The sequence below is a fragment of the Amycolatopsis pithecellobii genome (assembly GCF_009707865.1).
In the GTDB taxonomy this organism is placed as follows: Bacteria; Actinomycetota; Actinomycetes; order Mycobacteriales; family Pseudonocardiaceae; genus Amycolatopsis_E; species Amycolatopsis_E pithecellobii.
In genome coordinates, this window is sequence record NZ_WMBA01000013.1 from 98,625 (window position 1) to 121,176 (window position 22,552).

The window sequence follows — 22,552 nt, forward strand, 5'->3', positions numbered from 1 at the left end:
CATCTGGTGGCGGAGGGACAGCGCGATGGCTGACATGACGCGACAGCCGGGGATGGACTCTCCCCTGGCGGACGCCCTCGTGGGCACGCGAAGATTCTTCACCCGGGATGAGGTATCGCCGGATCGGCGGGCGTTGCACCGGAAGGGCGGGCGGCAGGCGGACGAGTTCTACCGGGATCGCTGGAGCCATGACAAGGTCGTCCGCTCGACTCACGGGGTGAACTGCACCGGATCCTGCTCGTGGAAGGTCTACGTCAAAGACGGGATCATTACCTGGGAGTCCCAGCAGACGGACTATCCGTCGGTAGGGCCGGATCGGCCGGAGTACGAGCCGCGTGGCTGTCCTCGTGGCGCGGCCTTTTCGTGGTACACGTACTCGCCCACCAGGGTGCGCTACCCCTATGTGCGAGGTGTGCTGCTGGAGATGTTCCGGGAGGCGCGGCGGCGCACCGGGGATCCGGTGGCGGCGTGGGCGCAGATCGTGTCGGACCCGGAGCGCGCACGGCGATACAAGACTGCGCGCGGCAAGGGCGGCCTGGTCCGGGCCGGCTGGGACGAGGCGGTGGAGATGATCGCCGCCGCGCATGTGCACACCATTCGCGAGTACGGCCCGGATCGGCTGGCCGGGTTCTCGCCGATCCCGGCGATGTCGATGGTGTCGCACGCCGCGGGTGCGCGCTTCTACTCGCTGCTGGGAGGCGCCATGCTGTCGTTCTACGACTGGTATGCCGATCTTCCGGTCGCCTCGCCGCAAGTGTTCGGCGACCAGACCGATGTTCCCGAGTCGGGCGACTGGTGGGACGCCGGATACCTGATCATGTGGGGTTCGAACCTGCCGGTGACCCGCACCCCGGATGCCCACTGGATGGTCGAGGCGCGCTACCGCGGGCAGAAGGTCGTCGCGGTATCGCCGGACTACGCCGACAACGTGAAGTTCGCGGACGAATGGCTTGCGGCGCAGCCCGGTACCGACGGTGCGCTGGCGATGGCGATGGGCCACGTCGTCCTGACCGAGTTCTTCGTGCGCCGCCAGGTGCCCTACTTCCTCGATTACGTGAAGCGCTTCACGGACCTGCCGTTCCTGGTGCACGTCGAGCGCCACGGAGACCGCTGTGTACCGGGGAAGTTCGTCACGGCGGAGGATCTGGGGGAGGAGGCCGAGAACGCCGCGTTCAAGCCGGTGCTTTTCGATGCGGTGACCGATCAGCCGGTGGTGCCTGGTGGTTCCGTGGGCTTCCGATACGGCGAGCAGGGCGCGGGCCGATGGAACCTCGACCTGGGCGGCGTCGACCCGCTGCTGTCGGCGACGGGTGGCGATGCGGTCGAGGTGGAGCTGCCGCGTTTCGACACCCCGGACGGCTCGGCCGCGGTGCTGCGTCGCGGGGTGCCGGTGCGCAGGCTCGGCGACCACCTGGTGACGACGGTGTTCGACCTGGTGCTGGCCCAGTACGGGGTATGGCGTGAGGGGCTTCCCGGGTCGTGGCCCACGGATTACGACGATGCCGCCGAGCCGTATACCCCTGCGTGGCAGGAAGCGATCACCGGTGTCCCGGCGGCCGCGGCGGCCCGGATCGGGCGTGAGTTCGCCGCCAACGCCGAAGAATCCCAGGGCCGGTCGATGATCATCATGGGGGCCGGTACCAACCACTGGTTTCACTCGGACACGATCTACCGCGCTTTCCTCGTGCTGACGACATTGACGGGCTGCCAGGGGGTCAACGGGGGTGGCTGGGCGCATTACGTGGGGCAGGAGAAGGTGCGCCCCCTCGCCGGATACTCGCTGCTGGCCACCGCGGCGGACTGGCAGCGGCCCGCGCGGCAGATGATCCAGACGGCCTATTGGTATCTGCACACCGACCAGTTCCGCTACGACCCTCCCCCGGCCTCCAGCCGGGGGGACCCCCATCTCGCTCCGCTCGATGCGGACCGTTTCGCCGCGGCGACGGGACGCATGGCGGGTAAGACCACCGCCGACCTGCTCGCGCTGTCGTCGCGGCTGGGCTGGATGCCGTCCTACCCGACCTTCGATCGCAACCCGCTGGACCTCGCGGACGAGGCCGGCGAAACGCCGGTCGGCGACCACGTGGTGTCCGAGCTGCGGGCCGGGCGGCTGCGGTTCGCCGGGGAGGACCCGGACGCGCCGGAGAACTTCCCCCGGGTGCTGACCGTGTGGCGGGCGAATCTGCTTGGTTCCTCGGCCAAGGGCAACGAATACTTCCTCAAGCACCTGCTCGGGACCGACTCGTCGGTGCGCGCCCAGGAGGCGCCGCCCGGCGCCCGGCCGCGAGAAGTCGTGTGGCGGGAGGAGGCGCCGACCGGGAAGCTGGATCTGTTACTGACGATGGACTTCCGGATGACCAGCACCACGATCTACTCCGACATCGTGCTGCCGGCGGCGACCTGGTACGAGAAGTACGACTTGTCGAGCACCGACATGCACCCCTTCGTGCATTCGTTCAATCCGGCCATCGCTCCGCCGTGGCAGACCCGCACGGACTGGGACGCCTTCCACACCATCGCGCATGCTTTCAGCCGCCTGGCCGAAACCCACCTCGGCGTCCGCAAGGACGTGGTCGCGGCGCCGTTGCTGCACGACAGCCCGGACGAACTGGCCACCCCGCACGGCCGGGTCGCCGACTGGAAGGCCGGGGAGTGCGAGCCGGTGCCGGGCAAGACGATGCCCAAGCTCGTCGTCGTGGAGCGCGACTATCCGGCTGTGGCCGCGAAGATGGCCGCGCTCGGCCCGCTGGCCGATTCGCTGGGCGCCACCACCAAAGGCGTCACGTTCGACCTGAGTCCGGGTGTGGAGTACCTGCGCCACAAGAACGGCATCGTTCGCGGTGGACCCGCGGCCGGCCGTCCATCGCTGGTCAGCGATCGCCACGCGTGCGAAGCGATTCTGGCGCTGTCCGGCACCACGAACGGACATCTGGCCACGCAAGGTTTCCGTACGCTGGAACAGCGCACCGGCCTGCCGCTGGCGGACTTGGCCGCCGAACACGAAGGAAAGCAGATCACCTTCGCCGACACGCAGGCGGCGCCGACCCCGGTCATCACCTCACCCGAATGGTCCGGATCGGAGGCCGGGGGCCGCCGCTACTCGCCGTTCGTCATCAACGTCGAACGGCGTAAGCCCTGGCACACGCTGACCGGCAGGCAGCACTTCTTCCTGGACCACGACTGGATGGCCGAACTGGGGGAGACGTTGCCGGTGTTCCGCCCGCCGCTGCGGATGGATGAGCTCTTCGGTGAACCGGCGGTCGGCGACCGGGGCGAACTCGGGGTGACGGTCCGTTATCTGACTCCGCACTCGAAGTGGTCGATCCATTCCGAGTACCAGGACAACCTGTTCATGCTCAGCCTGTCCCGGGGCGGCCCCACGATCTGGATGTCCAAACAGGACGCATTGAAGGTCGGGGTTTCGGACAACGACTGGATCGAGGCGGTCAACCGCAACGGTGTAGTCGTGGCGCGGGCCGTGGTCTCCCACCGGATGCCCGAAGGCACGGTGTACATGTACCACGCGCAAGACCGGCTCATCGACGTCCCGCGTAGTGAGACCTCCGGCCGGCGTGGGGGGATCCACAACTCGCTGACCCGGCTGCTCATCAAACCCAGCCACCTGATCGGCGCCTACGCCCAGCTTTCGTTCGCGTTCAACTACCTCGGCCCGACGGGCAACCAGCGCGACGAGGTCACCGTCATCCGCCGCCGCTCGCAGGAGGTTGAGTACTGATGGAAAGAATCTCATCAAGTACCCGGCACCCCACCGCACCCAAGGGGACCGTGACGGTACTGAACCACGGAGCGCTCCGAACCGCAGATTACTCGTTACGCAACGACGGAAAAAACGCGGAGAGGCGGGGGAGTGAGGCGGCACAGTGCGGGTGATGGCGCAGATGGCGATGGTGATGAACCTCGACAAGTGCATCGGCTGCCACACCTGTTCGGTCACGTGCAAACAGGCCTGGACCAACCGCAGCGGCGTCGAGTACGTGTGGTTCAACAACGTCGAAACCCGTCCCGGACAAGGATATCCGCGCAGGTATGAGGATCAGCAACGGTGGCGCGGCGGCTGGATACTGAACAAGCGTGGACGGCTGGCGCTGAGGGCCGGCGGGCGGCTGCGCAAGTTGCTGACCATTTTCGCCAACCCCAAGATGCCCGGCATCGACGACTACTACGAACCCTGGACCTACGACTACGAGACGCTCACCAGCGCCCCCGTGCAGGAGCACACGCCAGTCGCCAGGCCCCGCTCGCTGATCTCCGGCAAGGACACGAAGATATCCTGGTCGGCCAACTGGGACGACGACCTCGGTGGTGCCCCGGACCACGGCGAGAAGGACCCGCTGCTGCGTGACATCGCCGACAAGGTGCGGTTCGAGTTCGAGCGCACCTTCATGTTCTACCTCCCGCGGATTTGCGAGCATTGCCTCAACCCCTCCTGCGTCGCCTCGTGCCCGTCCGGCGCGCTGTACAAGCGCAGTGAGGACGGCATCGTGCTGGTCGACCAGGACCGCTGCCGCGGCTGGCGCATGTGCGTGACCGGCTGCCCCTACAAGAAGGTGTACTTCAACCACCGCACCGGCAAGGCCGAGAAGTGCACGTTCTGCTTCCCGCGCGTCGAGGTCGGCATCCCGACGGTGTGCGCGGAAACCTGTGTGGGCCGTCTGCGCTACATCGGGCTCATGCTCTACGACGCGGACAAGGTCCTCGCGGCGGCGTCCACAAGAGACGAAAGGGACCTGTATGAAGCACAGCGGCAGGTCTTTCTCGACCCGCACGATCCGGCGGTCATCCGCGAAGCCGAACATGCCGGGATCCCGCGCGACTGGATCGACGCGGCCCAGCGCTCGCCGGTGTACGCACTGATCAACACCTACCGCGTGGCGCTGCCCCTGCATCCGGAATACCGCACGATGCCGATGGTCTGGTATATCCCGCCGCTCTCGCCTGTCGTGGACGTGGTGCGGGACACCGGGCACGACGCCGAGGACCACGGCAATCTCTTCGCCGCGATCGAGGCGCTGCGTATTCCCGTCGAGTACCTGGCCCAACTGTTCACCGCCGGCGACGTCGCACCGGTCGAGGCCGTCCTGCGGCGGCTGGCGGCGATGCGGTCCTTCATGCGGGACATCAACCTCGGCCGGGAGCCATGCGAGGAGATTCCCGCCAGGGCCGGCCTGAGCAGTGAAGCGGTCTATAACATGTACCGGCTGCTGGCGCTGGCCAAGTACGACGAGCGGTACGTCATCCCGCCAGCACATGCGGAACAGGCCCACGGCCTGGAGGAACTGGCCACCGAATGCAGCCTCGACTACGAGGGCGGGCCCGGCATGGTCGGCTCCGGCCCCTTCGGCGAAGCGTCGGGTGGCATCCCGCCGCTCGCCGTCGAGAACTACCGTATGCTGCGCGACCGGCAGACCGCGGACACCATCGCCGCCCCCGTGGACAAGGGCAGCCGCGTCAACCTGCTCAACTGGGATGGCAAAGGCAGGCCCGACGGCCTCTTCCCACCACCGCGCGACTCCGGCGAGCACGGCACGGAGCCCAAGCCATGACCGCTTCCGAGCACACGATGGCCTGGCAGGCTCAGTCGCTGCTGCTGGACTATCCGAGCGCCGCACTTCTCGACAGGCTTTCGCTGCTGCGCGAGGTCACCCGCGCCGTGCCCGGCCCGGTCGGCGATCCGCTGGCGCAGATTCTCGACCACGTCGAGCGCACCCCGCTGCCCGATCTGGCCGCCGATTACGTCGCCACGTTCGACCACCGCAAGCGCGGCAGCCTGTACCTCACCTACTACACCTACGGCGACACGCGCAAACGCGGCATGGCGCTGCTGCGGTTCACCCATGCCTACCGGGCCGAAGGGCTCGTTCTGTCCTCGGAGGAGTTGCCCGACCACCTCGCCGTCGTGCTCGAATTCGCGGCCGGACACCCGGGCCTGGGGCTGCGCCTGCTGAGCGAGCACCGCGCCGGGCTCGAACTGCTGCGGCTCGGTCTGCACGAGACGAACTCACCGTGGGCCTCGGTGCTCGACTCGATCTCCGCCACGTTGCCGCGGTTGCGCGGCAGCGACGAGGACGTCCTCGCTCGCCTGATCGCGCAGGGGCCGCCCGAGGAAGAAGTGGGGCTCCAGCCGTTCGGAGGACTGCGATGACCATCGTGGACGCCCTGCTGTGGGTCGCCGTGCCGTATGTGTCGATCGCGATCTTCATCGCCGGCCACTTCTGGCGATACCGCTACGACAAGTTCGGCTGGACCACCCGCTCCTCGCAGCTGTACGAAAGCCGGCTGCTGCGGCTGGGCAGCCCGCTGTTCCACTTCGGCATCCTCGTCGTCGCCCTCGGGCACATCGGTGGCCTGCTGATCCCGAAATCGTGGACCGGGGCCATCGGCATCAGCGAAACCGCCTACCACATCGGTGCCGTCACGCTCGGCACGATCGCGGGAGTAGGCACGCTGGGCGGCGCGGCGATCCTGATTTACCGCCGCCGCACCGTCGGCCCTGTCTTCTCCGCCACCACCCGCAACGACAAGATCATGTATGTGCTGTTGATCGGCACCATCGCTCTCGGACTGGGCACGACGGTCCTCGGAAACCTCACCGGCCATCCCCATGACTACCGGGAAACCGTCGCGCCGTGGTTCCGTTCGATCTTCTATTTCCAGCCCGACAGTGCGCTGATCAAGGCCGCCCCGTGGGGCTTCCAGGCCCATGTCCTCGCCGCCTGGGTGCTGTTCGCGTTCTGGCCGTTCAGCCGGCTCGTCCATGTGTTCTCGATGCCGCTGGGCTACCTGACCCGGCCCTACATCGTGTACCGCACCCGCGACACCCGGCTCGGTGCGCGAGCGCCCCGGCGCGGATGGGAGCAAGTGCCATGAAGGAAACCGGTCACCACGCGGTTATGCCACTGAGTGCCCTGGCCGCGGAACTGCTCGAACAAGCCCGCGACCACCACTCACAGCGCGCTGCCCGGACGATCGCCTCCAGCACGTCGATGCGCGCCACGGTCATCGCCCTCGCGGCGGGTGCCCAGGTCGCCGAGCACGACGCCCCTGCCGCCGCGACGCTGCACGTGTTGACCGGCCGGGTCCGCGTGCACACCGACGACCGTGAATGGCTCCTGGATACCGGCGAGCTTCTGCCGCTCCCACCGCAACGGCACGGCCTGGACGCGGTCGTCGACAGCGCGGTCCTGCTCACCGTCGCCCTGAGGTGATCAGGGCAGGGCCTTTCTTTGCTCAGATCCACAACGAAGAACCGGCGATGTCCGCTTTGCCGGGGTGGCCGAAAGACCTCCGAAGCGGGGACGCCGTTCTCTACCCGCCGCTTGGTAGCCGGCCGATTGTGGGAAGCACGCTATCGAGGAAAAGGGCGTGCGATGATCTGGTCACATGGTGAGGTGGACGTACTTGCCCGCGCGGTCAGCCGCGCCCCCTCCGTTCACAACACGCAACCGTGGGTCCTGCAAGCGGAGCGGGACGCCGCGGATCTCTACGAGCGGTTCGAGTCCTGGCTGCCGAAGCACGATCCGGCCGGCCGCGACCGGGTGATCTCCTGCGGTGCCGCGCTGGCCAACCTCGACCTGGCGGTCCGAACCCTGGGCTGGGACGCGCAGACCACGCTGCTGCCCGACCCCGATCGTCCTGACCTGGTCGCCCGTGTCCTCGCGGACGGCCGCCGCAGAGCCACTGCCGCCGACGTCGACCTGTATTCCGCAATCTTCCGGCGCCGCAGCTACCGCGCGCCGTTCAGCCTGCACCGAATCGGGGAGCACAATCTGGCGATGCTGGCTGCGAGCGCAGCTGCCGACGGCGCCGAGGTGCGTGTCGTGCATGGTGCGGCTCAAGCCACCGCGCTCGCCGAACTGCTCGGCTATGCCGCGCGGGTACTGCGTGCCGACCATGCCTACCAGCGCGAACTGCAAGCCTGGTCAGCGCAGTTCCGCGAACCGCTGCCTGCGGTGACCACGCTGCCCTGGAGCGGCCTGGTGCGCGCCGACAGCCACCTGCCCGACACCGTCACGCTGACCGAGCGGCTCCTCGCGGAGGGCCTGCTGGTGGTGTTCACTCCGGATGACACGCGCCGCGACCAGCTGCGTGCCGGGACTGCGCTGCAACAAGTCTGGCTCAACGCCGTCAACCACGGCCTGGCGGGCTCGGTGCTGACCCAGCCCCTGCACCTGAACGAGGTCCGCGCCGGGCTGATCGAACACCTGGACCTGCCCGGCCACCCGCAGGCAATCCTCCGGCTCGGCTACCCCGTCACCGCCACGCCGCCGGTGCCGACCGTGGCTGGACTGTCCGAAAAGGACGGTTGGTGGGGCGCGACCGTGAACGTGGGGGGAGCTCATGACAAGCGCTGACGACGCGATCGTGGTGGGCGTGGACGGATCGGAGCAGGCCACCCGCGCGCTTCGATGGGCCGCGGGGGAAGCGGCGCTGCGCAACCTCCGACTGCATGTCGTTTTCGCTTTCGCGCCCCCGGGAGGCGTCTGCGGTGCCGGGCTGTCCGTGCCCCGGCAGGTCTACGCCGACTTTGTGCATGCCGGCCACGAGCTGCTGCGTGACGCCGCCGAGACGGCGCACGCCGTGGCAGGCGATGTGGTGGTGACCTCGGAAATGCCGAACGAACTGCCGTCCCCGATGCTGATCGAGCTGTCGCGCACCGCGCGGACGGTCGTTGTCGGTGCCTCGGGCAGCGGTGGTTTCGCCGGCATGCTCGCGGGATCGACCGCCGTCGCCGTCGCCGGTCACGCACACTGCCCCGTGCTGGTGGTTCGCGGCCGCGAGATGGATGCGGCGTCGCCAGTGGTGGCCGGTGTGGATGGCAGCCCGGACAGCGAAAGCGCGCTCGGCGTCGCGTTCGAGGAGGCGTCTTGGCGGAACGTGCCGCTGGTGGCGGTGCACGCCTGGCGCGACACGGGCGACGAGCCGTGGCGGATGCTCGCCGAATGCCTGGCGGGCTGGGCGGAAAAGTACCCCGACGTGCCGGTCGACCGGGTCGTGGCGCGGGACCGGCCACGGCAGCAGTTGCTGCACTGGACGGAGCAGGCCCAGCTCATCGTGATCGGCAGCCGCGGGCGTGGCGGATTCCCCGGGCTGATGCTGGGCTCCGTCGGTCACGCACTGGTTCACCACGCGCAGTGCCCGCTGCTGATCGTCCGGCCCCGGATCGCCTGAACCCTCGCCAGTACTCCAACGTGCGCGTCGTCGCTCCGCGAGGAGAAGGCCCTCAACGATGGGGCCCGGCCCAGCGTGGCCCGAGAACGCGAGGGGCGACCCACCATACGATCTCCAGTAGCACGATGCCCGCCGCGGAGACCGCGAAGGCAGTCAGCGTGTGGCCTACCTGAGACGGGTCGAGCAGGAACAGCCGCTGGGGCAGCGGGAGCACGAACATCAGCACCGACGTGGCGGTCATCACCGTGATCAGGCCGGCCTTCCACCAGGTGTACGGGCGCGCCACGATGCCGAGCACCCACAGGGCCATGCTGATCAGGGTGATCAGGGCGGTGGTGCTGGCTTGTACCTGCGCAGTCTGGCCGCCGGTGCCGGGGTAGACGAGAACGTAGGAGGTGAAGCACGCCGCGGCGATGACGATTCCTGCCGGCACGGACAGGCGCAGGACCCGGCCGACGAATCCCGGGCGGGCGCGCTCGGCGTTGGGGGCCAGGGAGAGCACGAACGCGGGCAGCCCGATGGTGAACCAGCCGGTGATCGTGACGTGCCGGGGCAGGAAAGGGTAGGGCAGCGCGTCGAAGCCGATCAGCCCGGGTACGCCGACCATCAGCGCAAGCAGGACGGAGTAGACGGTCTTGGTGAGGAACAGGGTGGCGACCCGTTCGATGTTGCCGATCACCCGCCTGCCTTCGGCCACGACCTGGGGGAGCGTGGCGAACGCGTTGTCGAGCAACACAATCTGCGCGACGGAGCGGCTCGCGGGACTGCCCGATCCCATCGCGACCCCGATATCGGCGTCCTTGAGCGCGAGCACGTCGTTGACCCCGTCCCCGGTCATCGCCACGGTGTGCCCGCGCGACCGCAGCGCGGCAACCATGGTGCGCTTCTGGTCCGGCGTGACGCGCCCGAAGACCGTCGCTTTTTCCATGACCGTGGCCAGTTCTTCGCGGTCCTCGGGCAGCGTGCGCGCGTCCAGCGGGGTGCCCGCTCCCGGCAGCGTGAGGGAGCGGGCGACGGCGCCGACCGACGCGGCGTTGTCGCCGGAGATCACCTTCACCGCTACCTGCTCGCTGCCGAAGTAGTCCACAGTGGATTGTGCGTCGTCGCGGATCCGCTGTTCGAGCACGATGAGCGCGGCCGGGGCGACGGCGCGCAGAGGTTCGAGTGCCCGGGCACGGCCCAGCAGGAGTACCCGCAGCCCGGCGTCGGCGAGACCTTCGGCCTCGGCGCGTTCCGGCCTGCCTTCGGCGAGTAGCACGTCGGGAGCGCCAAGCACCCAGCTGCCGTGTTCGGCGAAATGCGCGCCGCTCCACTTGCGTGCTGAGGAGAACGGGACGACCTGGTCGGCGTGCCAGGCCGGGTTTTCGGGGGTGCCGCGGGCGATGGCCTGGAGGCTGGGGTTCGGGCGTGGATCCGTGGCCGCGAGCGCGGCCAGCGCCAGGCCGGACTCGGCGGCGTCGCCGAAAGGGCGGATCGTGGACAGCCGGAGGGTGTTCTCGGTCAGCGTGCCGGTCTTGTCGGCGCACACCACGTCGACCCGGGCGAGTCCCTCGATCGCGGGCAGTTCGTTGACCAGGCACTGGCGCCTGCCCAACCTGATGACCCCGACCGCGAAGGCGATCGAGGTCATCAGGATCAGGCCCTCCGGCACCATCGGCACCAGCGCAGCGACCATGCCACGCAACGCATCCGGCAGCGGCTGGTCGCCGGAGAGCTGGTTGTAGATCGACAGCGCCCCGGCCGGGACCATGAGGTAGGTGATGACCTTGAGGATGGTGTTGATCCCGTTGCGCAGCTCCGAGTTGACCAGCGTGAACCGGCTGGCTTCTTGGGCCAGCCGGGCCGCGTACGCTTCGCGCCCGACCCTGGTCGCCCGGTACGTGCCCGCGCCGGCGACCACGAAACTGCCGGACAGCATCGGGTCCCCGGGGTGCTTCAGGACGGAGTCCGACTCGCCGGTCAGCAGTGATTCGTCCACCTCCAGCGAGCCCACGGTCAGCACCTGTCCATCGACGATGATCTGGTCGCCTTGACCTATCTCGATCACGTCGTCGGCGACGATTTTGGCGGGGTCCAGCTCGGCGGTCCTGCCGTCGCGGCGAACCCGCGGGCGGGCCTGGCTGACGATCGCAAGCCGGTCCAGTGTGCGCTTCGCGCGCAGCTCCTGCACGATGCCGACGACGCTGTTCGCCACGATCAACACCGCGAACAGCCCGTCAAGCAGGTAGCCGGTGCTGAAGATGATCACGGCGAGTACCGCGAAGATCGCGTTGATCCGGGTGAACACGTTCGAGCGCACGATCTCCCACGCGCTGCGGCTCGCGCGCGCCGGGACATCGTTGACGCGGCCCTGCTCGACTCGTGCGGCGACTTCGGCCGTGCTCAGCCCGCGCTGATCGTCCGCGGCAATGCGTTCGTCGTCGGTCGCGGCCTCGACATACTCAGCCATACGGTTGCCGATTCACCGAATGCGCTCCTCCTGCGATTTCCCGATCGAGCTCATCGAGCCAGGCGGTGGCGGTTCGCGTTTCGGGGACCAGTACACAGACACGGTTCGGTATCCGATGCGGCCGGATGTCACTGCCGGTCCGGGACGAAGGTCCCCAGTCGCCGCCCAGGACGGGCAAGCGTCTTGCGCCCGCCGTCCGCGGGCGAGGAGCATGGTCGGCGATGACGAGGTAGCCCGGCTGCTGACCAGGACGTCGACGCGGGAAGAGGTGAATCGTCGTGGGCCGTGACAAGACGCTGCTGCCCGACGGAATCCCGGTGCTCGGCCGTGGCCGCCATTTCGCGCCCGGGACGGGTGGCTGTTTCATGGAGGTCGCGTCGGTGCTCGCGGGGGAGCGCTGGAGTGATCACCCGGACTGTACGCATCCGATGCTGGCCGAGGCTGCCCGCCTCATCAACGACCAGATCGGGGACGATTCGCGTCGCCGGCTGGTGCCTTGGATTCCCGAAGTGATCGGCACAAACAAGCGCCACCCGCTGATCACCGCGGAGCTGGTGGCGGTCCTGGCGCGGCATGGGCTCGCAGCGCGGCCGGACGAAGCGGGCCTGCACTGGGCGGCCCGTCGCGCCCGCAGCCGGATCGCGTGGTGGGAATCCGGCGGCTGGTGGCGACGCTATTGGCTGCGCGCAACTGATCTCTGGTTCCGTACGCACGACCGCGTACGTGTACCGGTCCTGATCCGGGCCATGCTCGACTCTCCCGACGAAGCGTTCGTCGCAGCGTTCGCCGACACCGTAACGACCTACCACCGAACCGCGCGGAGGCTGGCTGTCGAGCGCGTGGCAGGGACCGCTGACGCGACACCCGGTCCGGTCGAGACCGTCCGGGCCGCCTCGGATCGGTGACAGCACACCGGCCGCCCGCCGGACAGTTCCCATACTGGATACCCGCATAGGGTATGGGCACGAGTCCGGCCGGTGAGTGAACCTTTCGCCCCGTAGCCCTGTGGCGAGACTTGGCCGCAGGTCCGCTCAGCAGTCGAACACCGACCAACAGATTTCATTGCGCAACCGCTGGTCGTCGAGCACGAGTTCGCGAATCGCCTCCGGGAGTTGGTCACGCTGCCACCGGCACTCGAGTCGCGCTGCGGCATCGCTCTCGCCTTCCGGCGCAGCAGCACATGCGGCCTTGATCGCATACGCGGCCGCACCGAGTTCGTGCGCGGCGACGTGTGCCACGGCGCCCGCTTGGCCAGCAGCGTATGCGGCATGCCTTGCTGCCCCACGCAGGTGTCTGGCCGCACCCATTGCGTGGCCGCCCGCCGCACGAGCCTGCATCATCGTGACCTCACCACGCACCCACGCGCGGGCGTGCTCGATCGCTTCACGCGGTCGTGGATCTTCAGGCTGAACCGACTCGAACAGGTGGAGGACGTGCTCCGCGCAAGACGCCGCCCAAAGAGCGAGGAGATGATGATCCGAATCAGTGAGGGTCCCACCGCGACGAAGGGTGATGAAGCGAGGGTCCCGAACCTTCGGGAGGATCATAGTTGGGCGCTCCTTTTCAGGTGCGGGCCGGATCTTCAACCGTAGCGTCGTCCCTGACCCGGGAGATCCCCTCACCGTTCGAGACCCTTCGCGGTCACTGACGGCGCGACTTCGGCGACAGCGTCAATTCCCCGCAAGGGGAAGCTGGAGCAGTTTCTCGGTTTCCTCGACCCCGGCTGTTGTCAGGTCCAGGTCGCGCGCGAGCTGGACGGTGCGCCGGACCAGCGGGAGGTTTCCCGGGCTGAGCTCGCCTTTGCGCAGGTACAGCGTGTCCTCGAGGCCCGCCCGGGCGTTGCCGCCCAGTGCCAGGCCCATGGCGGTGAGCCTGAGGTTCGCTCGGCCGATCGCGATGACCTGCCATACCGCCCCTTCGGGCAGCCGGCGGACCATGGTGATCAGGTTCTCGGGTGTGGCGGCCATGCCGCCGGCAACGCCGAGCACGAGGGAGAACTGGAGGGGTCCGTGGCCAAGCAGTCCTTCGTCGCGCAACCGCAGGCAAGCGTCGAGGTGTCCGGTGTCGTAGATCTCCAGCTCTGGCTTGACTCCCAGGTCCTTCATGCGCGCCGCGAGCCGCCGGACCTCCACAGGTGGGTTGCGGAACTCGCCGGTGCCGAAGCTCATACTGCACGGGTTCAGCGTCGCCATCCGGGGGCGCAGCTCGACGAGAGCGGCGCGCTCCTCGAACGGCACCGACAACCCCACGCCCGTGGACAGCTGGATGAGAATCGGGCACCGCTCCGCGATGAGTTCCATCGCGCGTCGCGCGATCGACAGGTCGGCGGTCGGCCGCCCTTCGGCGTCACGCACGTGGATATGCGCCACCGCAGCCCCCGCCTGATAGGCCGCGGCGACGGCGTCCGCGATTTCTTCGGGCCTGGTGGGCAAATGCGGGTTGTCGGCTTTCGTGGCGATCGGTCCGGTCGGGGCCACGGTGATCACGACGCTCATGGTTTCCTACCTTCAGCTAGTCGAAAATGGCGACGGCCCGCGTCCAGCCCGCGGACGCGGCGTGGATCTTCACCGGGAAACACGCGATCCGGAACCCGTCGGCAGGCAGGGTTTCCAGGCCGTGCAGCTTCTCGAGATGGCAGTAGCCGATGTCGCGTCCCGCCCGATGTCCTTCCCAGATGACCGACGGATCGCGGTCGGTGGCGTAGCGCCGCGCGGTGTGGACGAACGGTGCGTCCCAGCTCCAGGCGTCCGTGCCCGTCAGCCTGATCCCTCGTTCCAGCAGGTAGAGGGTCGCCTCCCGGCCCATGCCGCACCCCGAGGAGACATAGTCGTCCTGCCCGTAGCGGGTCCCGGCTGCGGTGTTGACGACCACGATTTCCAGCGGCCGCAGCTCGTGCCCGATGCGGTTCAGCTCTGCCTCGACATCGGCCGGCGTGGCCACGTAGCCGTCCGGTAGGTGCCGGAAGTCGAGCTTCACCGCGGGTCGCAGGCACCAGTCCAATGGCACCTCGTCGATGGTGATCGCCCGCGCACCACCGTCCATAGTGGACGAGAAATGATAGGGCGCGTCGAGGTGGGTGCCGTTGTGCGTGGTGATCCGCACTCGCTCGATCGCCCAGCCTTCGCCGTCCGGCAGGTCATCCACCGTGGCGCCCGGAAAGTAGGAGATCACCTCCTCCGTGGTGTCGGCGTGCGTGTAGTAGTCGATCTCGGGCAGCAGGCCCGGCGGGTCCGAGGCGATTCCCGCTGCCAGCGGCACCGAGAGGTCAACGATCCTGCTCATCGCGATTCCTCTTTTCTTCAGCGGGCCAGTCCGAGCGCGGCGGGGATCAACCCGAGCCTGGCCGCGGTACCGCCGGTGATGGCGACGGTGGTTTCCCGGCCGAGCCCTGCGGCGCTTACGCGCGCGACCGGGTCGGGGACGCCCATGTCGAACGGGTAGTCCGAGCCCATCAGCACCCGGTCGGAACCGACCGTCTCGACGAGCCTGCGTAGCGCGAGCGGGGTGTGCACGAGCGAGTCGAACCACAGGCGCGGCAGGTAGGAGCTCGGCGGCTCCACGCAGCCGCGGGCGTCGGGCCGGTGCTGCCAAGCGTGATCGGCGCGACCGGGGAACGCCGGGAGATAGCCGCCGCCGTGGGCGGCGATCAGCCGCAGTGAAGGATATCTGTCGAGCACGCCGCCGAAGATGAGATGGGACAGGGCGACGGCGTGCTCGACGGGCTGGCCCACGGAGTTGGACAGATACCAGTGGGCCAGCCGTTCGTTCAAAGTGCAGCCCCAGGGATGCAGGAACAGCACGGCATCCAGCTCGGTGGCACGTTGCCACAAGGCGTCGAGCCGCCGGTCGGACAGCTCGACACCAGCCGCATGTGAGGAGATCTCGACCCCCTTGAGCCCGTGGCCGAGGACCGCGTCCTCGAGGGCGGCGACCGCGAGATCGGGATGCTGCAGTGGAACCACGCCGAGCCCGCACAGCCGGTGGGGCGCCAGCGCACACTGCGCCGCGACGCCCGAGTTCGTGGCGGACACGATCTCCCTGGCGAGCCCACGGTCGGCCCAGCTGTGGTACTGCGTCGGCACCGCCGAGACCAGCTGAATATCCACTCCGGACTCGTCCATCGCGGACAGCCGGGTACCGGAGTCGGTCAGCAGCATTCGCCGCTGCACGGCCTGGTCCGCGCTGACGGCGGCCGACCCGGGACCGGTCCGGCGCAGCTCCAGCTCGGCATGGGCTTGGTAGCCGGGTCGCCCGGCGGCGAGTTTCTCCACCTCGTCCAGCCAGACGTGCGCGTGCACGTCCACAGTGGACACTGATGCCGGGCGGCTGTTCATCGGGGCGCCTCCATGAGCCGGGAGCGGGACGTCATCGATTCTTGGCCCACGGGCGGCCCCGAAGGAAGCCAATCCTGCCGATAGGGAATATCGACAGGCTCTATGTGTCGGGCCGCAGGTCGGCGAGGCAACCGCGCAGCCAGGAGTGGCCCGGGTCGTCGTCGTGGATGGGATGCCACCAGAACGCCTCGACGAGCGGGATGGCGTCGAACGGGCACTCCAGGATCCGGAATTCCGGCCCAGTGGCCACCAGTGCGGCCACGCGTTCCTGCAGCAGCGCCACCGCATCGGAGGACCGGACGAGCTGTGGCATGGTCAGGAACGACTCCGCGGTGGCGCACACCCGCGGCACCACGCCGAGCATCTCCATCTGACGCCAGGCCGGTGCCCGTTCCAGCGGGTCTTCGAAGGTCGCGACCCAGGGCAGCTCCTGCAGGTCGGTCATGGTCAACCGCTCGCCGACGCGCGTGTTTTCCGCGGACACGACGCACACCCAGCGGTCGGTGTAGAGGTCGATGTTGCGCGGCAGGTCGAGATAGCCGTGCGGCATCAGGACCCCGTCGACGGTGCGGTAGAACTCGTCCTTCCGGCTGATCGACTCCGGGGTGACGGGCAAGAACCGGATCCGCGCCCCCGGTGCGTCGCGGGCGACTCGGGCCACGAGCCGCCGGCCCAGTACGCTGATGCCGTTGTCCGAGGACACGATCGTGAACTCGCGACGGGTCTCGCCCGGGTCGAACTCGGCCTCGGCACTGAACACCCGCCCGACCGCGGCGACGGCCACTCCGGTCAGTGGTCGTAGCTGCTCGGCGAACCGGGTGAGGACGTAGTGATTGCCCGAGCGCGTCAGCAGGTCGTCACCGAAGTGCCGGCGCAGGCGGGCGAGCGCGCTGGACAGCGTGGGCTGGCTGCGGCCGAGGCGGGCGGCCGCCGCGGTGACGCTGCGCTCGGTGAGCAGGGCGTGCAGTGCGTGCAGCAGGGGCAGATCCAGTCCCGACGGGCGCGGCTCCCCCTGGTTCGCAGAGTCCATCTCCGTTGCCTCCCGGACGATCAGGCGGTGACCACGCGGGTGGCCACCGCCTGATCCTAAGGATCGCCTCAGCCGCGGCCCACGGGTTCCGGCTCGGTCACGGCGGTGCGCCGGATGACGACCTCACCGTCCGAAGTGGTCACCGCGACCGTGTACAGGCCCGGGCGGTCACCGTTGTACCGCAACGGAAGATCAGCGGCCTGGGGCCCGAGCCACCGCCGCATGTCGTCCTCGGTACCGCCGACCTCCAGCCACGCGATGCCCTGTGGCGTGACCGTCGGAGTGCAGGGCTGGGCGGCCGGGTGGACGCTCATGTCGGGGAGGTGGAACACGTTGGGCACCCCGCGTTGCCAGCAGGACACGGTGTCCGGCGTGCGGGCGGGGGCGCTGAGCGTGCCGTCCGGCCGCTGCCGCAAACCCGTCTCGATGATCTCCGTGCCCATCCGCGCCGCGACCGCCGCCAGCTCCTCGCGGGTGTCGACCCGCAGGCACCAGCCGAGGTAGACGTCGCCGCCGCGGATCTGCTCGTAGAACCAGCGGTCGGAGGCGTTGTGCTCGGGCGAGTAGGCGTCGATGACGCTTTCCACCTCGATGTACTGGTCCGCGCCGAGCGGCACGATACGGTTGGCGATCCCCAGCCCGGGAAACCACCCGCCCTCGTACTGGCCGAACCCGGTCTCCCGGCACAGCCGTTCGGTTCCCTCGTACAGGTTCCTGGTGCCGAGCGAGATGTGGTCGATGGTTAGCATCATGACTCCTTCGCACGAATACGGTTGGCGAGAACGGTGAGTGCGGCGCACGCGAACAGCGCGGCCGCGACGAAGTACAGGCCGCTGTCGAAGTTCCCGCTGGAATCGCGCAGCCAGCCGATGACGTAGGGACTGGCGAAACTGCCGAGGTTGCCCAGCGTGGTGGTGAACGCGATCCCGACCGCGACCGCAGGGCCGGGTTTCAGGTGGCCGATGGGCAGCTGCCACATCAGCGACAGGCTCGCGTAGATTCCCGCGGTGAGCAGGACGGTGCCGATCAACGTGACGATCAGGCCGTGGCCGTTGATCGCGACGAACACACCCACCGCGGCGAGCAGCGCACCGGCCGCGGAATGCCACACGCGTTCGGCGTGCCGGTCGGAGTGCCGAGCCCAGTACAGCGCGGCCGCGATCGCCGGCAGGTAGACCAGCGCGGTAATCAGCCCGGTCTGCACGAGGCTCAGCTTCGTGTGGTACGACTCGGCGAAACCCTTGATGATCAGCGGCAGGAACGCGGTCAGCGCGGAGAACCCGACCCAGAGCAACCCGGTCGCCACCGTGAACGTGAGCAGGCGTACGTCGCGCAGGCGCGCGGTGAGATCGGCCAGGCGGATGCGGGGCCGGTCCTCGGTGGGCGCGGGCACCTCCGTGCGCAGCGCAGCCCGTTCCTCGGCGGTGAGCCATCGCGCCCGCTCGGGCCGGTCGATGAGCCAGCCGAGCACGAGCAGCCCGATCAGCACCGAGGGCAGGCCTTCGAAGATGAACATCCACCGCCAGCCGGCCAGACCACCGAGCCCGTCGGTGCCCTGCATGATCACCGCCGAGAGCGGGGTCCCGATCACCGCGTAGAGCGGCAGGCTCGCGATGACGCTGATCAGCCCGCGCCGGGCGGGCGCGAACCAGTAGGTCAGGTACAGCAGCATGCCGGGCAGGAACCCGGACTCCGCCGCACCGAGCAGCACGCGCACCGTGATCAGCGAACCCTCGCCCTGCACGAAACCGGTGCACGTGGCGACCGCGCCCCAGCAGAACATGAGCAGCCCAAGCCAGCGACGGGGTCCGATCCGGTACAGGGCCATGTTGCTGGGAATCTGCAGCACGATGTAACCCGCGGAGAAGATGCCGGTGGCCAGCCCGAACGCGGCCGCCGACAGACCGAGGTCGGAGTTCATGGTCAGCGCAGCCGTGCCCAGGTTCACCCGGTCCAGGAACGCGGTGGTGTACATCAGCAGGACCAGCGGAACCAGGCGCCACGCGACCTTGCGCAGTGCCCGGCGCCGGACCTCGGGCGCAGCCGCCGCCCCGGCGGCGGTCGTGGTCACGGATTCCGTCCCGTGACTTCGAGCGACGGCGCCCAGCGCGGGATCTCGCTCACGCCCGACGGCAGCCGGATGCTCTTGCTGTAGCCGAACTCGTGCAAGGTTTCCAGTGCGTGCTCGCGGCCGTAGCCACTCGCGCCCACGCCGCCGAACGGGGTGCCGGTGAAGGCACGGTTGTAGTTGTTCACGAAAACCATCCCCGCCCGCAGAGCACGGCTCACCCGCAACGCGCGCTCGGAGTCCTGGGTGAAGACCCCCGCGACCAGACCGAAGTCGGTGCCGTTGGCGATGCTGATCGCCTCGGCTTCGTCGTGGAACGGGATCAAGGCCACGACAGGGCCGAATATCTCCTCGTTCGCGATGCGCATGTCGCGATGAACGCCGGTGAACAGGGTCGGCGCCACGTAGTACCCGCCGACCAGCGCAGGGTCGCGCGGCAACGCCGCCTGCGCGGCGAGTGTGGCACCCTCGCCGACACCGATGTCGATGTAGTCCAGAACCCTCCTGCGCTGGGCATCGGTGACCATCGGCCCGACATGCGTGCCGGCATCGGCCCCATTGCCGACCCGCAGCCGCGGCACGGCTTCGGCGTAGCGGCCGGCGACTTCGTCGTAGATCTCGGACTGCACCAGCACGCGCGATGCGGCCGTGCATGCCTCGCCCTGGTTGAAGAAACCGCCTTCGACCGCCCACGGCAACGCCGACTCCAGATCCGCGTCATTGAAGATGATGAACGGGTTCTTGCCGCCGAGCTCCATCAAGGTCGGCGTGAGGTTGTCGGCCGCGGCCTTGATCACGGCAGCCCCCGTTGCCGGCGCTCCGGTGAAGGAGATCTTGCCGACCAGCTTGTGCGCGGCCAGCCGGGCCCCGACCTTGCCCCCGCCCGGCACGACGTGCACCACGTCGTCGGGCAGGATCGACTGAGCGAGCTCCGCGACCCGCAGCACCGACAGCGGTGCCTGCTCGGGCGGCTTGATCACCACCGCGTTGCCGACGGCCAGCGCCGGCGCCAGCTTGCCCGCGGCATGCAACGGCGGCCAGTTGAACGGCACGATCGCCGCGACCACGCCGTAGGGCTCGAGCGTGGTGATGTCCAGGGTGCCGCCCGTGTCGCGGACCTGGTTCGGCATGGCCTCACACAGGCTCGCGAATAATTCGAAGATCGCGATCGCCGCCTCCAGGTCGAACTGGCGGGCTTGCGAGAGCGGTTTGCCGTTGTCACTGGACTCCAGCACCGCGATCTCGTCCGCGTGCTCGCGCACCGCCTGGGCGATCTTCCACAGCCACCGGCCACGTTCCCGCGGCGTCCGGGCCTTCCACGCGAAGTGCGCATCATGGGCCGCCTGCACGGCCAGATCGGCTTCCTTTTCGCCCGCGCCCTGAATGACCGCCAGCGGCCTACCGGTCGCGGGATTGTCCACAGTGAACCGGTCGGCCTCGTCCTCGGACGACCATCGGCTGTGGATCACCTCCACCGGCCTCGTTGATTCCGTCACGTCACACTCCATTCAGGATTCGTTCGCCGGACTCATTGCCACAAATCCTGAGATGAGCAGAGTCCACAAGGAAGCCAATTATGGCTATGGACGAAATAGATCGGCTCTATACTTTGTCGGCCGGTCCGGCTCCCGCGTGCTGGTGGTCGAGCTTGTTGCCGGTGGGTCTATCGGTTCGCCGTCCGGTGTTATGCGGGGAATTCATACAGGCCGGTGGCGCGGCGGTCGTCTGCGGCGCCTACGACGTCGGCCGCGTTGTAGTGATCGCCGTGGAGACGTTATGGGGCGCACCGATCTCAACCGTGCCACCCAGCCCCTTGGCGAAAAAGCTCGCCGGGAATGGATCGGGTGCGCTGGTGAGGGTTTAGCTCGGCCTGTGATCGAGGGCGGCGACTTCGCGTACAGCGCCGGCGATGGCATGGAAGTCTTTTTTGAGGATGGCGCCGTGGTTGCTGGCGACTTTCGCGCTCACTTTGATGTTCGGGTTGCGGGCGGTCACCGCGCCGACGCTGGCGCGGATCCGTTCTTGCTCGTCGCCTTTGCTTCCGAAGGACGTCCCCGAGGCAAGCACATACCGCGCCGGGACGGTGATGTTGTCCAGCACGGGGCTCAGCTCGCTGTCGCGGGAGAGCCAGCCGAGTTCGATGTTGCTGTTCGCTTGTTGTTCGGCGCTCAGCCGCGGGGTCAGGCCTGTCGGGCGCAGCAGCGGGGTGAACCAGCCCAGCCGCTTGAACAGCTTCCGGATCCGCTGCTCCATGGCCTCGTCCATCCAGTCGTAGGGTTGCGCGCCGTCGACCAGGACGGCGCCCACGGCGCGTTGTGGATTCCGGCTGGTCCAGTGCGCCGCGACGAACGCCCCGTAGGACCAGCCCACCACCAGCGGCCGGTCCACGTCCCTGGCAGCGAGAACGGCATCGACATCCCGGACGGCGGCCTCGAAGGAATAGTCGGCCGACTTCTTCGATTTCTTGCCGCGGGCCCGCTCGTCGTAAGTGATGTGCCGAAAGCCGGGTCCGAGGTCGGCGACGACTTTCCGCCAGTATCCCTGCGTGGCGAACTGGCCGTTGAGGTAGACCACGGGGATACCGGGCCCGCCGGTGTCGGTGACGGCCAGGGCCGTGTCATCGACCGCCACCATGCCGGTCCAGGTCGAATTGGTCGCGGACGTGCTGTTCTTGGTCATGTGAATTCTCCTGGTCGGGTGAGGCTGGACCTGACGGGTTCGTTACAGGCTGTGGGCGGTGATGTCGCCGTGGCCGGTGGTCGCGTGGATGTTCAGGTCCGCGGCGCCGTCGGTGTTCTTGAGTGTGTTGGTGAGCCGGCCGTAGCCGGTGCCGGCGTCCAGGGAGGCGGAAACTCCGTGAGCGGCGCCGATCGTCACGTCGCCCATCTGGGTACGCAGGACGACGGTGCCGGAGGTGGCCTCGGCGATGTGGATGCCGCCTTTCCGGGTGCTGATCTCGGCGGGGCCGGTCAGGCGGCCGACCGTGACGTCACCGCCGTGGGCGGCCACCCGCGCAGTCGCGGCCTCGTCGATCTTGACCGCACCGTGCACGCCCTGGCAGACGACGTCGCCGAGCCGTCCGACGCCCCGGAATTCGACGGCAGCGGCCGTTGCCTCGATGTTCGAGCCGGCGGGCAGTTGGACGGTCAGTTCGATGGATCCGGACGGGCCAAGGATCTGGTTCTTCTCCGCCGGGGCCTTCACTCGCAGGACGCCGTCGCCGAATTCTATGGTGGTCTGCTCTGCCGCCTTCACATCGCGGGCCTTGGCGGCGTTGGCGGGCACGACCTCGACGGTGGCGTCGGCTCGGTCGGCGGCGATGACCTGGATGCGCCCGGCCGGGACGGCCAGGACGGCGGAGATCGTGGTGGGGGTCTCGAACTTCTGCATCATGCTCTCCTCGCGTGCTCTAAGTTTCTGATACTAGAAACGCTACGTTGCGTTCGAGAATCACACAACACGCGCGTTGCATGATATAGGAA

At 68.5% G+C, this 22,552-nt stretch carries 19 protein-coding genes; 8 read left to right on the forward strand and 11 right to left on the reverse strand.

Annotated elements, in window-relative coordinates; genetic code table 11:
• Nucleotides 1-25 precede the first annotated feature (25 nt).
• The 7 genes from GKO32_RS11565 to GKO32_RS11595 all read left to right on the forward strand — a co-directional run bounded on the left by GKO32_RS11565 (nucleotide 26) and on the right by GKO32_RS11595 (nucleotide 9,189).
• Nucleotides 26-3,736 (forward strand): nitrate reductase subunit alpha, encoded by a 3,711-nt coding sequence (locus GKO32_RS11565; protein WP_376765946.1) that lies wholly within the window; start codon nucleotides 26-28, stop codon nucleotides 3,734-3,736.
• A gap of 145 nt (nucleotides 3,737-3,881) precedes the next feature.
• Nucleotides 3,882-5,564: a nitrate reductase subunit beta gene (gene narH / locus GKO32_RS11570; RefSeq protein ID WP_312867806.1), complete on the forward strand. Its 1,683-nt coding sequence runs from the start codon at nucleotides 3,882-3,884 to the stop codon at nucleotides 5,562-5,564.
• Nucleotides 5,561-6,163: a nitrate reductase molybdenum cofactor assembly chaperone gene (narJ, locus tag GKO32_RS11575; RefSeq protein WP_154756827.1), complete on the forward strand. Its 603-nt coding sequence runs from the start codon at nucleotides 5,561-5,563 to the stop codon at nucleotides 6,161-6,163. Before narH ends, narJ begins: the two co-directional genes overlap by 4 nt.
• Nucleotides 6,160-6,888 carry a respiratory nitrate reductase subunit gamma gene (gene narI / locus GKO32_RS11580; RefSeq protein WP_154756828.1) on the forward strand — a complete coding sequence of 243 codons (729 nt, stop codon included), beginning with the start codon at nucleotides 6,160-6,162 and terminating at the stop codon, nucleotides 6,886-6,888. Before narJ ends, narI begins: the two co-directional genes overlap by 4 nt.
• 23 nt (nucleotides 6,889-6,911) lie before the next feature.
• Nucleotides 6,912-7,226, forward strand: coding sequence for a cupin domain-containing protein (locus GKO32_RS11585; protein ID WP_154756829.1), 315 nt, complete (start codon nucleotides 6,912-6,914; stop codon nucleotides 7,224-7,226).
• A gap of 162 nt (nucleotides 7,227-7,388) precedes the next feature.
• The gene (locus tag GKO32_RS11590) at nucleotides 7,389-8,372 is read left to right on the forward strand and encodes an Acg family FMN-binding oxidoreductase (protein WP_154756830.1); all 984 of its coding nucleotides are present in this window, start codon (nucleotides 7,389-7,391) and stop codon (nucleotides 8,370-8,372) included.
• Nucleotides 8,359-9,189, forward strand: a complete 831-nt coding sequence (locus tag GKO32_RS11595) for a universal stress protein (RefSeq protein ID WP_154756831.1) — start codon at nucleotides 8,359-8,361, stop codon at nucleotides 9,187-9,189. The genes GKO32_RS11590 and GKO32_RS11595 overlap by 14 nt, the downstream gene beginning before the upstream one ends.
• Before the next feature lie 52 nt (nucleotides 9,190-9,241).
• On the opposite strand, the gene GKO32_RS11600 is transcribed toward GKO32_RS11595, so the two are convergent.
• Nucleotides 9,242-11,638, reverse strand: a complete 2,397-nt coding sequence (locus tag GKO32_RS11600) for an HAD-IC family P-type ATPase (RefSeq protein ID WP_154756832.1) — start codon at nucleotides 11,636-11,638, stop codon at nucleotides 9,242-9,244.
• 278 nt (nucleotides 11,639-11,916) lie between these two features.
• Here GKO32_RS11600 and GKO32_RS11605 point away from each other — a divergent pair, with 278 nt between their 5' ends.
• Nucleotides 11,917-12,543 carry a hypothetical protein gene (locus GKO32_RS11605; protein WP_154756833.1) on the forward strand — a complete coding sequence of 209 codons (627 nt, stop codon included), beginning with the start codon at nucleotides 11,917-11,919 and terminating at the stop codon, nucleotides 12,541-12,543.
• Nucleotides 12,544-12,669: 126 nt separating this feature from the next.
• On the opposite strand, the gene GKO32_RS11610 is transcribed toward GKO32_RS11605, so the two are convergent.
• The 10 genes from GKO32_RS11610 to GKO32_RS11655 form a co-directional block, all read right to left on the reverse strand.
• Entirely contained in the window at nucleotides 12,670-13,185 is a 516-nt protein-coding gene (locus GKO32_RS11610) for a putative immunity protein (protein ID WP_154756834.1), read from the reverse strand.
• A 123-nt stretch (nucleotides 13,186-13,308) separates the two neighbouring features.
• Nucleotides 13,309-14,133: a beta-keto acid cleavage family enzyme gene (locus GKO32_RS11615; protein ID WP_154756835.1), complete on the reverse strand. Its 825-nt coding sequence runs from the start codon at nucleotides 14,131-14,133 to the stop codon at nucleotides 13,309-13,311.
• A 16-nt stretch (nucleotides 14,134-14,149) separates the two neighbouring features.
• Nucleotides 14,150-14,920 carry a cyclase family protein gene (locus GKO32_RS11620; protein ID WP_154756836.1) on the reverse strand — a complete coding sequence of 257 codons (771 nt, stop codon included), beginning with the start codon at nucleotides 14,918-14,920 and terminating at the stop codon, nucleotides 14,150-14,152.
• A 17-nt stretch (nucleotides 14,921-14,937) separates the two neighbouring features.
• Nucleotides 14,938-15,972 carry an amidohydrolase family protein gene (locus tag GKO32_RS11625; RefSeq protein ID WP_154756837.1) on the reverse strand — a complete coding sequence of 345 codons (1,035 nt, stop codon included), beginning with the start codon at nucleotides 15,970-15,972 and terminating at the stop codon, nucleotides 14,938-14,940.
• Between the two features lie 100 nt (nucleotides 15,973-16,072).
• Nucleotides 16,073-17,002 (reverse strand): LysR family transcriptional regulator, encoded by a 930-nt coding sequence (locus tag GKO32_RS11630; protein WP_154756838.1) that lies wholly within the window; start codon nucleotides 17,000-17,002, stop codon nucleotides 16,073-16,075.
• 68 nt (nucleotides 17,003-17,070) lie between these two features.
• Nucleotides 17,071-17,751: a VOC family protein gene (locus GKO32_RS11635; RefSeq protein ID WP_154756862.1), complete on the reverse strand. Its 681-nt coding sequence runs from the start codon at nucleotides 17,749-17,751 to the stop codon at nucleotides 17,071-17,073.
• Nucleotides 17,751-19,073 carry an MFS transporter gene (locus tag GKO32_RS11640; RefSeq protein ID WP_312867807.1) on the reverse strand — a complete coding sequence of 441 codons (1,323 nt, stop codon included), beginning with the start codon at nucleotides 19,071-19,073 and terminating at the stop codon, nucleotides 17,751-17,753. Before GKO32_RS11640 ends, GKO32_RS11635 begins: the two co-directional genes overlap by 1 nt.
• Nucleotides 19,070-20,566 (reverse strand): aldehyde dehydrogenase family protein, encoded by a 1,497-nt coding sequence (locus tag GKO32_RS11645; RefSeq protein ID WP_312867808.1) that lies wholly within the window; start codon nucleotides 20,564-20,566, stop codon nucleotides 19,070-19,072. The genes GKO32_RS11640 and GKO32_RS11645 overlap by 4 nt, the downstream gene beginning before the upstream one ends.
• A 364-nt stretch (nucleotides 20,567-20,930) precedes the next feature.
• The gene (locus tag GKO32_RS11650) at nucleotides 20,931-21,749 is read right to left on the reverse strand and encodes an alpha/beta fold hydrolase (RefSeq protein WP_154756840.1); all 819 of its coding nucleotides are present in this window, start codon (nucleotides 21,747-21,749) and stop codon (nucleotides 20,931-20,933) included.
• Nucleotides 21,750-21,791: 42 nt separating this feature from the next.
• Nucleotides 21,792-22,460 carry a DUF4097 family beta strand repeat-containing protein gene (locus tag GKO32_RS11655; RefSeq protein ID WP_154756841.1) on the reverse strand — a complete coding sequence of 223 codons (669 nt, stop codon included), beginning with the start codon at nucleotides 22,458-22,460 and terminating at the stop codon, nucleotides 21,792-21,794.
• Nucleotides 22,461-22,552 lie beyond the last annotated feature (92 nt).

What these genes read in the sequence shown, in the direction of transcription:
- GKO32_RS11615 (WP_154756835.1), bottom strand. Translation starts at nt 14,133, where the DNA reads ATGAGCGTCGTGATCACCGTGGCCCCGACCGGACCGATCGCCACGAAA.
- narJ (WP_154756827.1), top strand. Translation starts at nt 5,561, where the DNA reads ATGACCGCTTCCGAGCACACGATGGCCTGGCAGGCTCAGTCGCTGCTG.
- GKO32_RS11610 (WP_154756834.1), bottom strand. Translation starts at nt 13,185, where the DNA reads ATGATCCTCCCGAAGGTTCGGGACCCTCGCTTCATCACCCTTCGTCGC.
- GKO32_RS11625 (WP_154756837.1), bottom strand. Translation starts at nt 15,972, where the DNA reads ATGAACAGCCGCCCGGCATCAGTGTCCACTGTGGACGTGCACGCGCAC.
- GKO32_RS11635 (WP_154756862.1), bottom strand. Translation starts at nt 17,751, where the DNA reads ATGCTAACCATCGACCACATCTCGCTCGGCACCAGGAACCTGTACGAG.
- narI (WP_154756828.1), top strand. Translation starts at nt 6,160, where the DNA reads ATGACCATCGTGGACGCCCTGCTGTGGGTCGCCGTGCCGTATGTGTCG.
- GKO32_RS11655 (WP_154756841.1), bottom strand. Translation starts at nt 22,460, where the DNA reads ATGCAGAAGTTCGAGACCCCCACCACGATCTCCGCCGTCCTGGCCGTC.
- GKO32_RS11630 (WP_154756838.1), bottom strand. Translation starts at nt 17,002, where the DNA reads ATGGACTCTGCGAACCAGGGGGAGCCGCGCCCGTCGGGACTGGATCTG.
- GKO32_RS11650 (WP_154756840.1), bottom strand. Translation starts at nt 21,749, where the DNA reads ATGACCAAGAACAGCACGTCCGCGACCAATTCGACCTGGACCGGCATG.
- GKO32_RS11590 (WP_154756830.1), top strand. Translation starts at nt 7,389, where the DNA reads ATGATCTGGTCACATGGTGAGGTGGACGTACTTGCCCGCGCGGTCAGC.
- GKO32_RS11585 (WP_154756829.1), top strand. Translation starts at nt 6,912, where the DNA reads ATGCCACTGAGTGCCCTGGCCGCGGAACTGCTCGAACAAGCCCGCGAC.
- GKO32_RS11565 (WP_376765946.1), top strand. Translation starts at nt 26, where the DNA reads ATGGCTGACATGACGCGACAGCCGGGGATGGACTCTCCCCTGGCGGAC.
- GKO32_RS11600 (WP_154756832.1), bottom strand. Translation starts at nt 11,638, where the DNA reads ATGGCTGAGTATGTCGAGGCCGCGACCGACGACGAACGCATTGCCGCG.
- GKO32_RS11620 (WP_154756836.1), bottom strand. Translation starts at nt 14,920, where the DNA reads ATGAGCAGGATCGTTGACCTCTCGGTGCCGCTGGCAGCGGGAATCGCC.
- GKO32_RS11595 (WP_154756831.1), top strand. Translation starts at nt 8,359, where the DNA reads ATGACAAGCGCTGACGACGCGATCGTGGTGGGCGTGGACGGATCGGAG.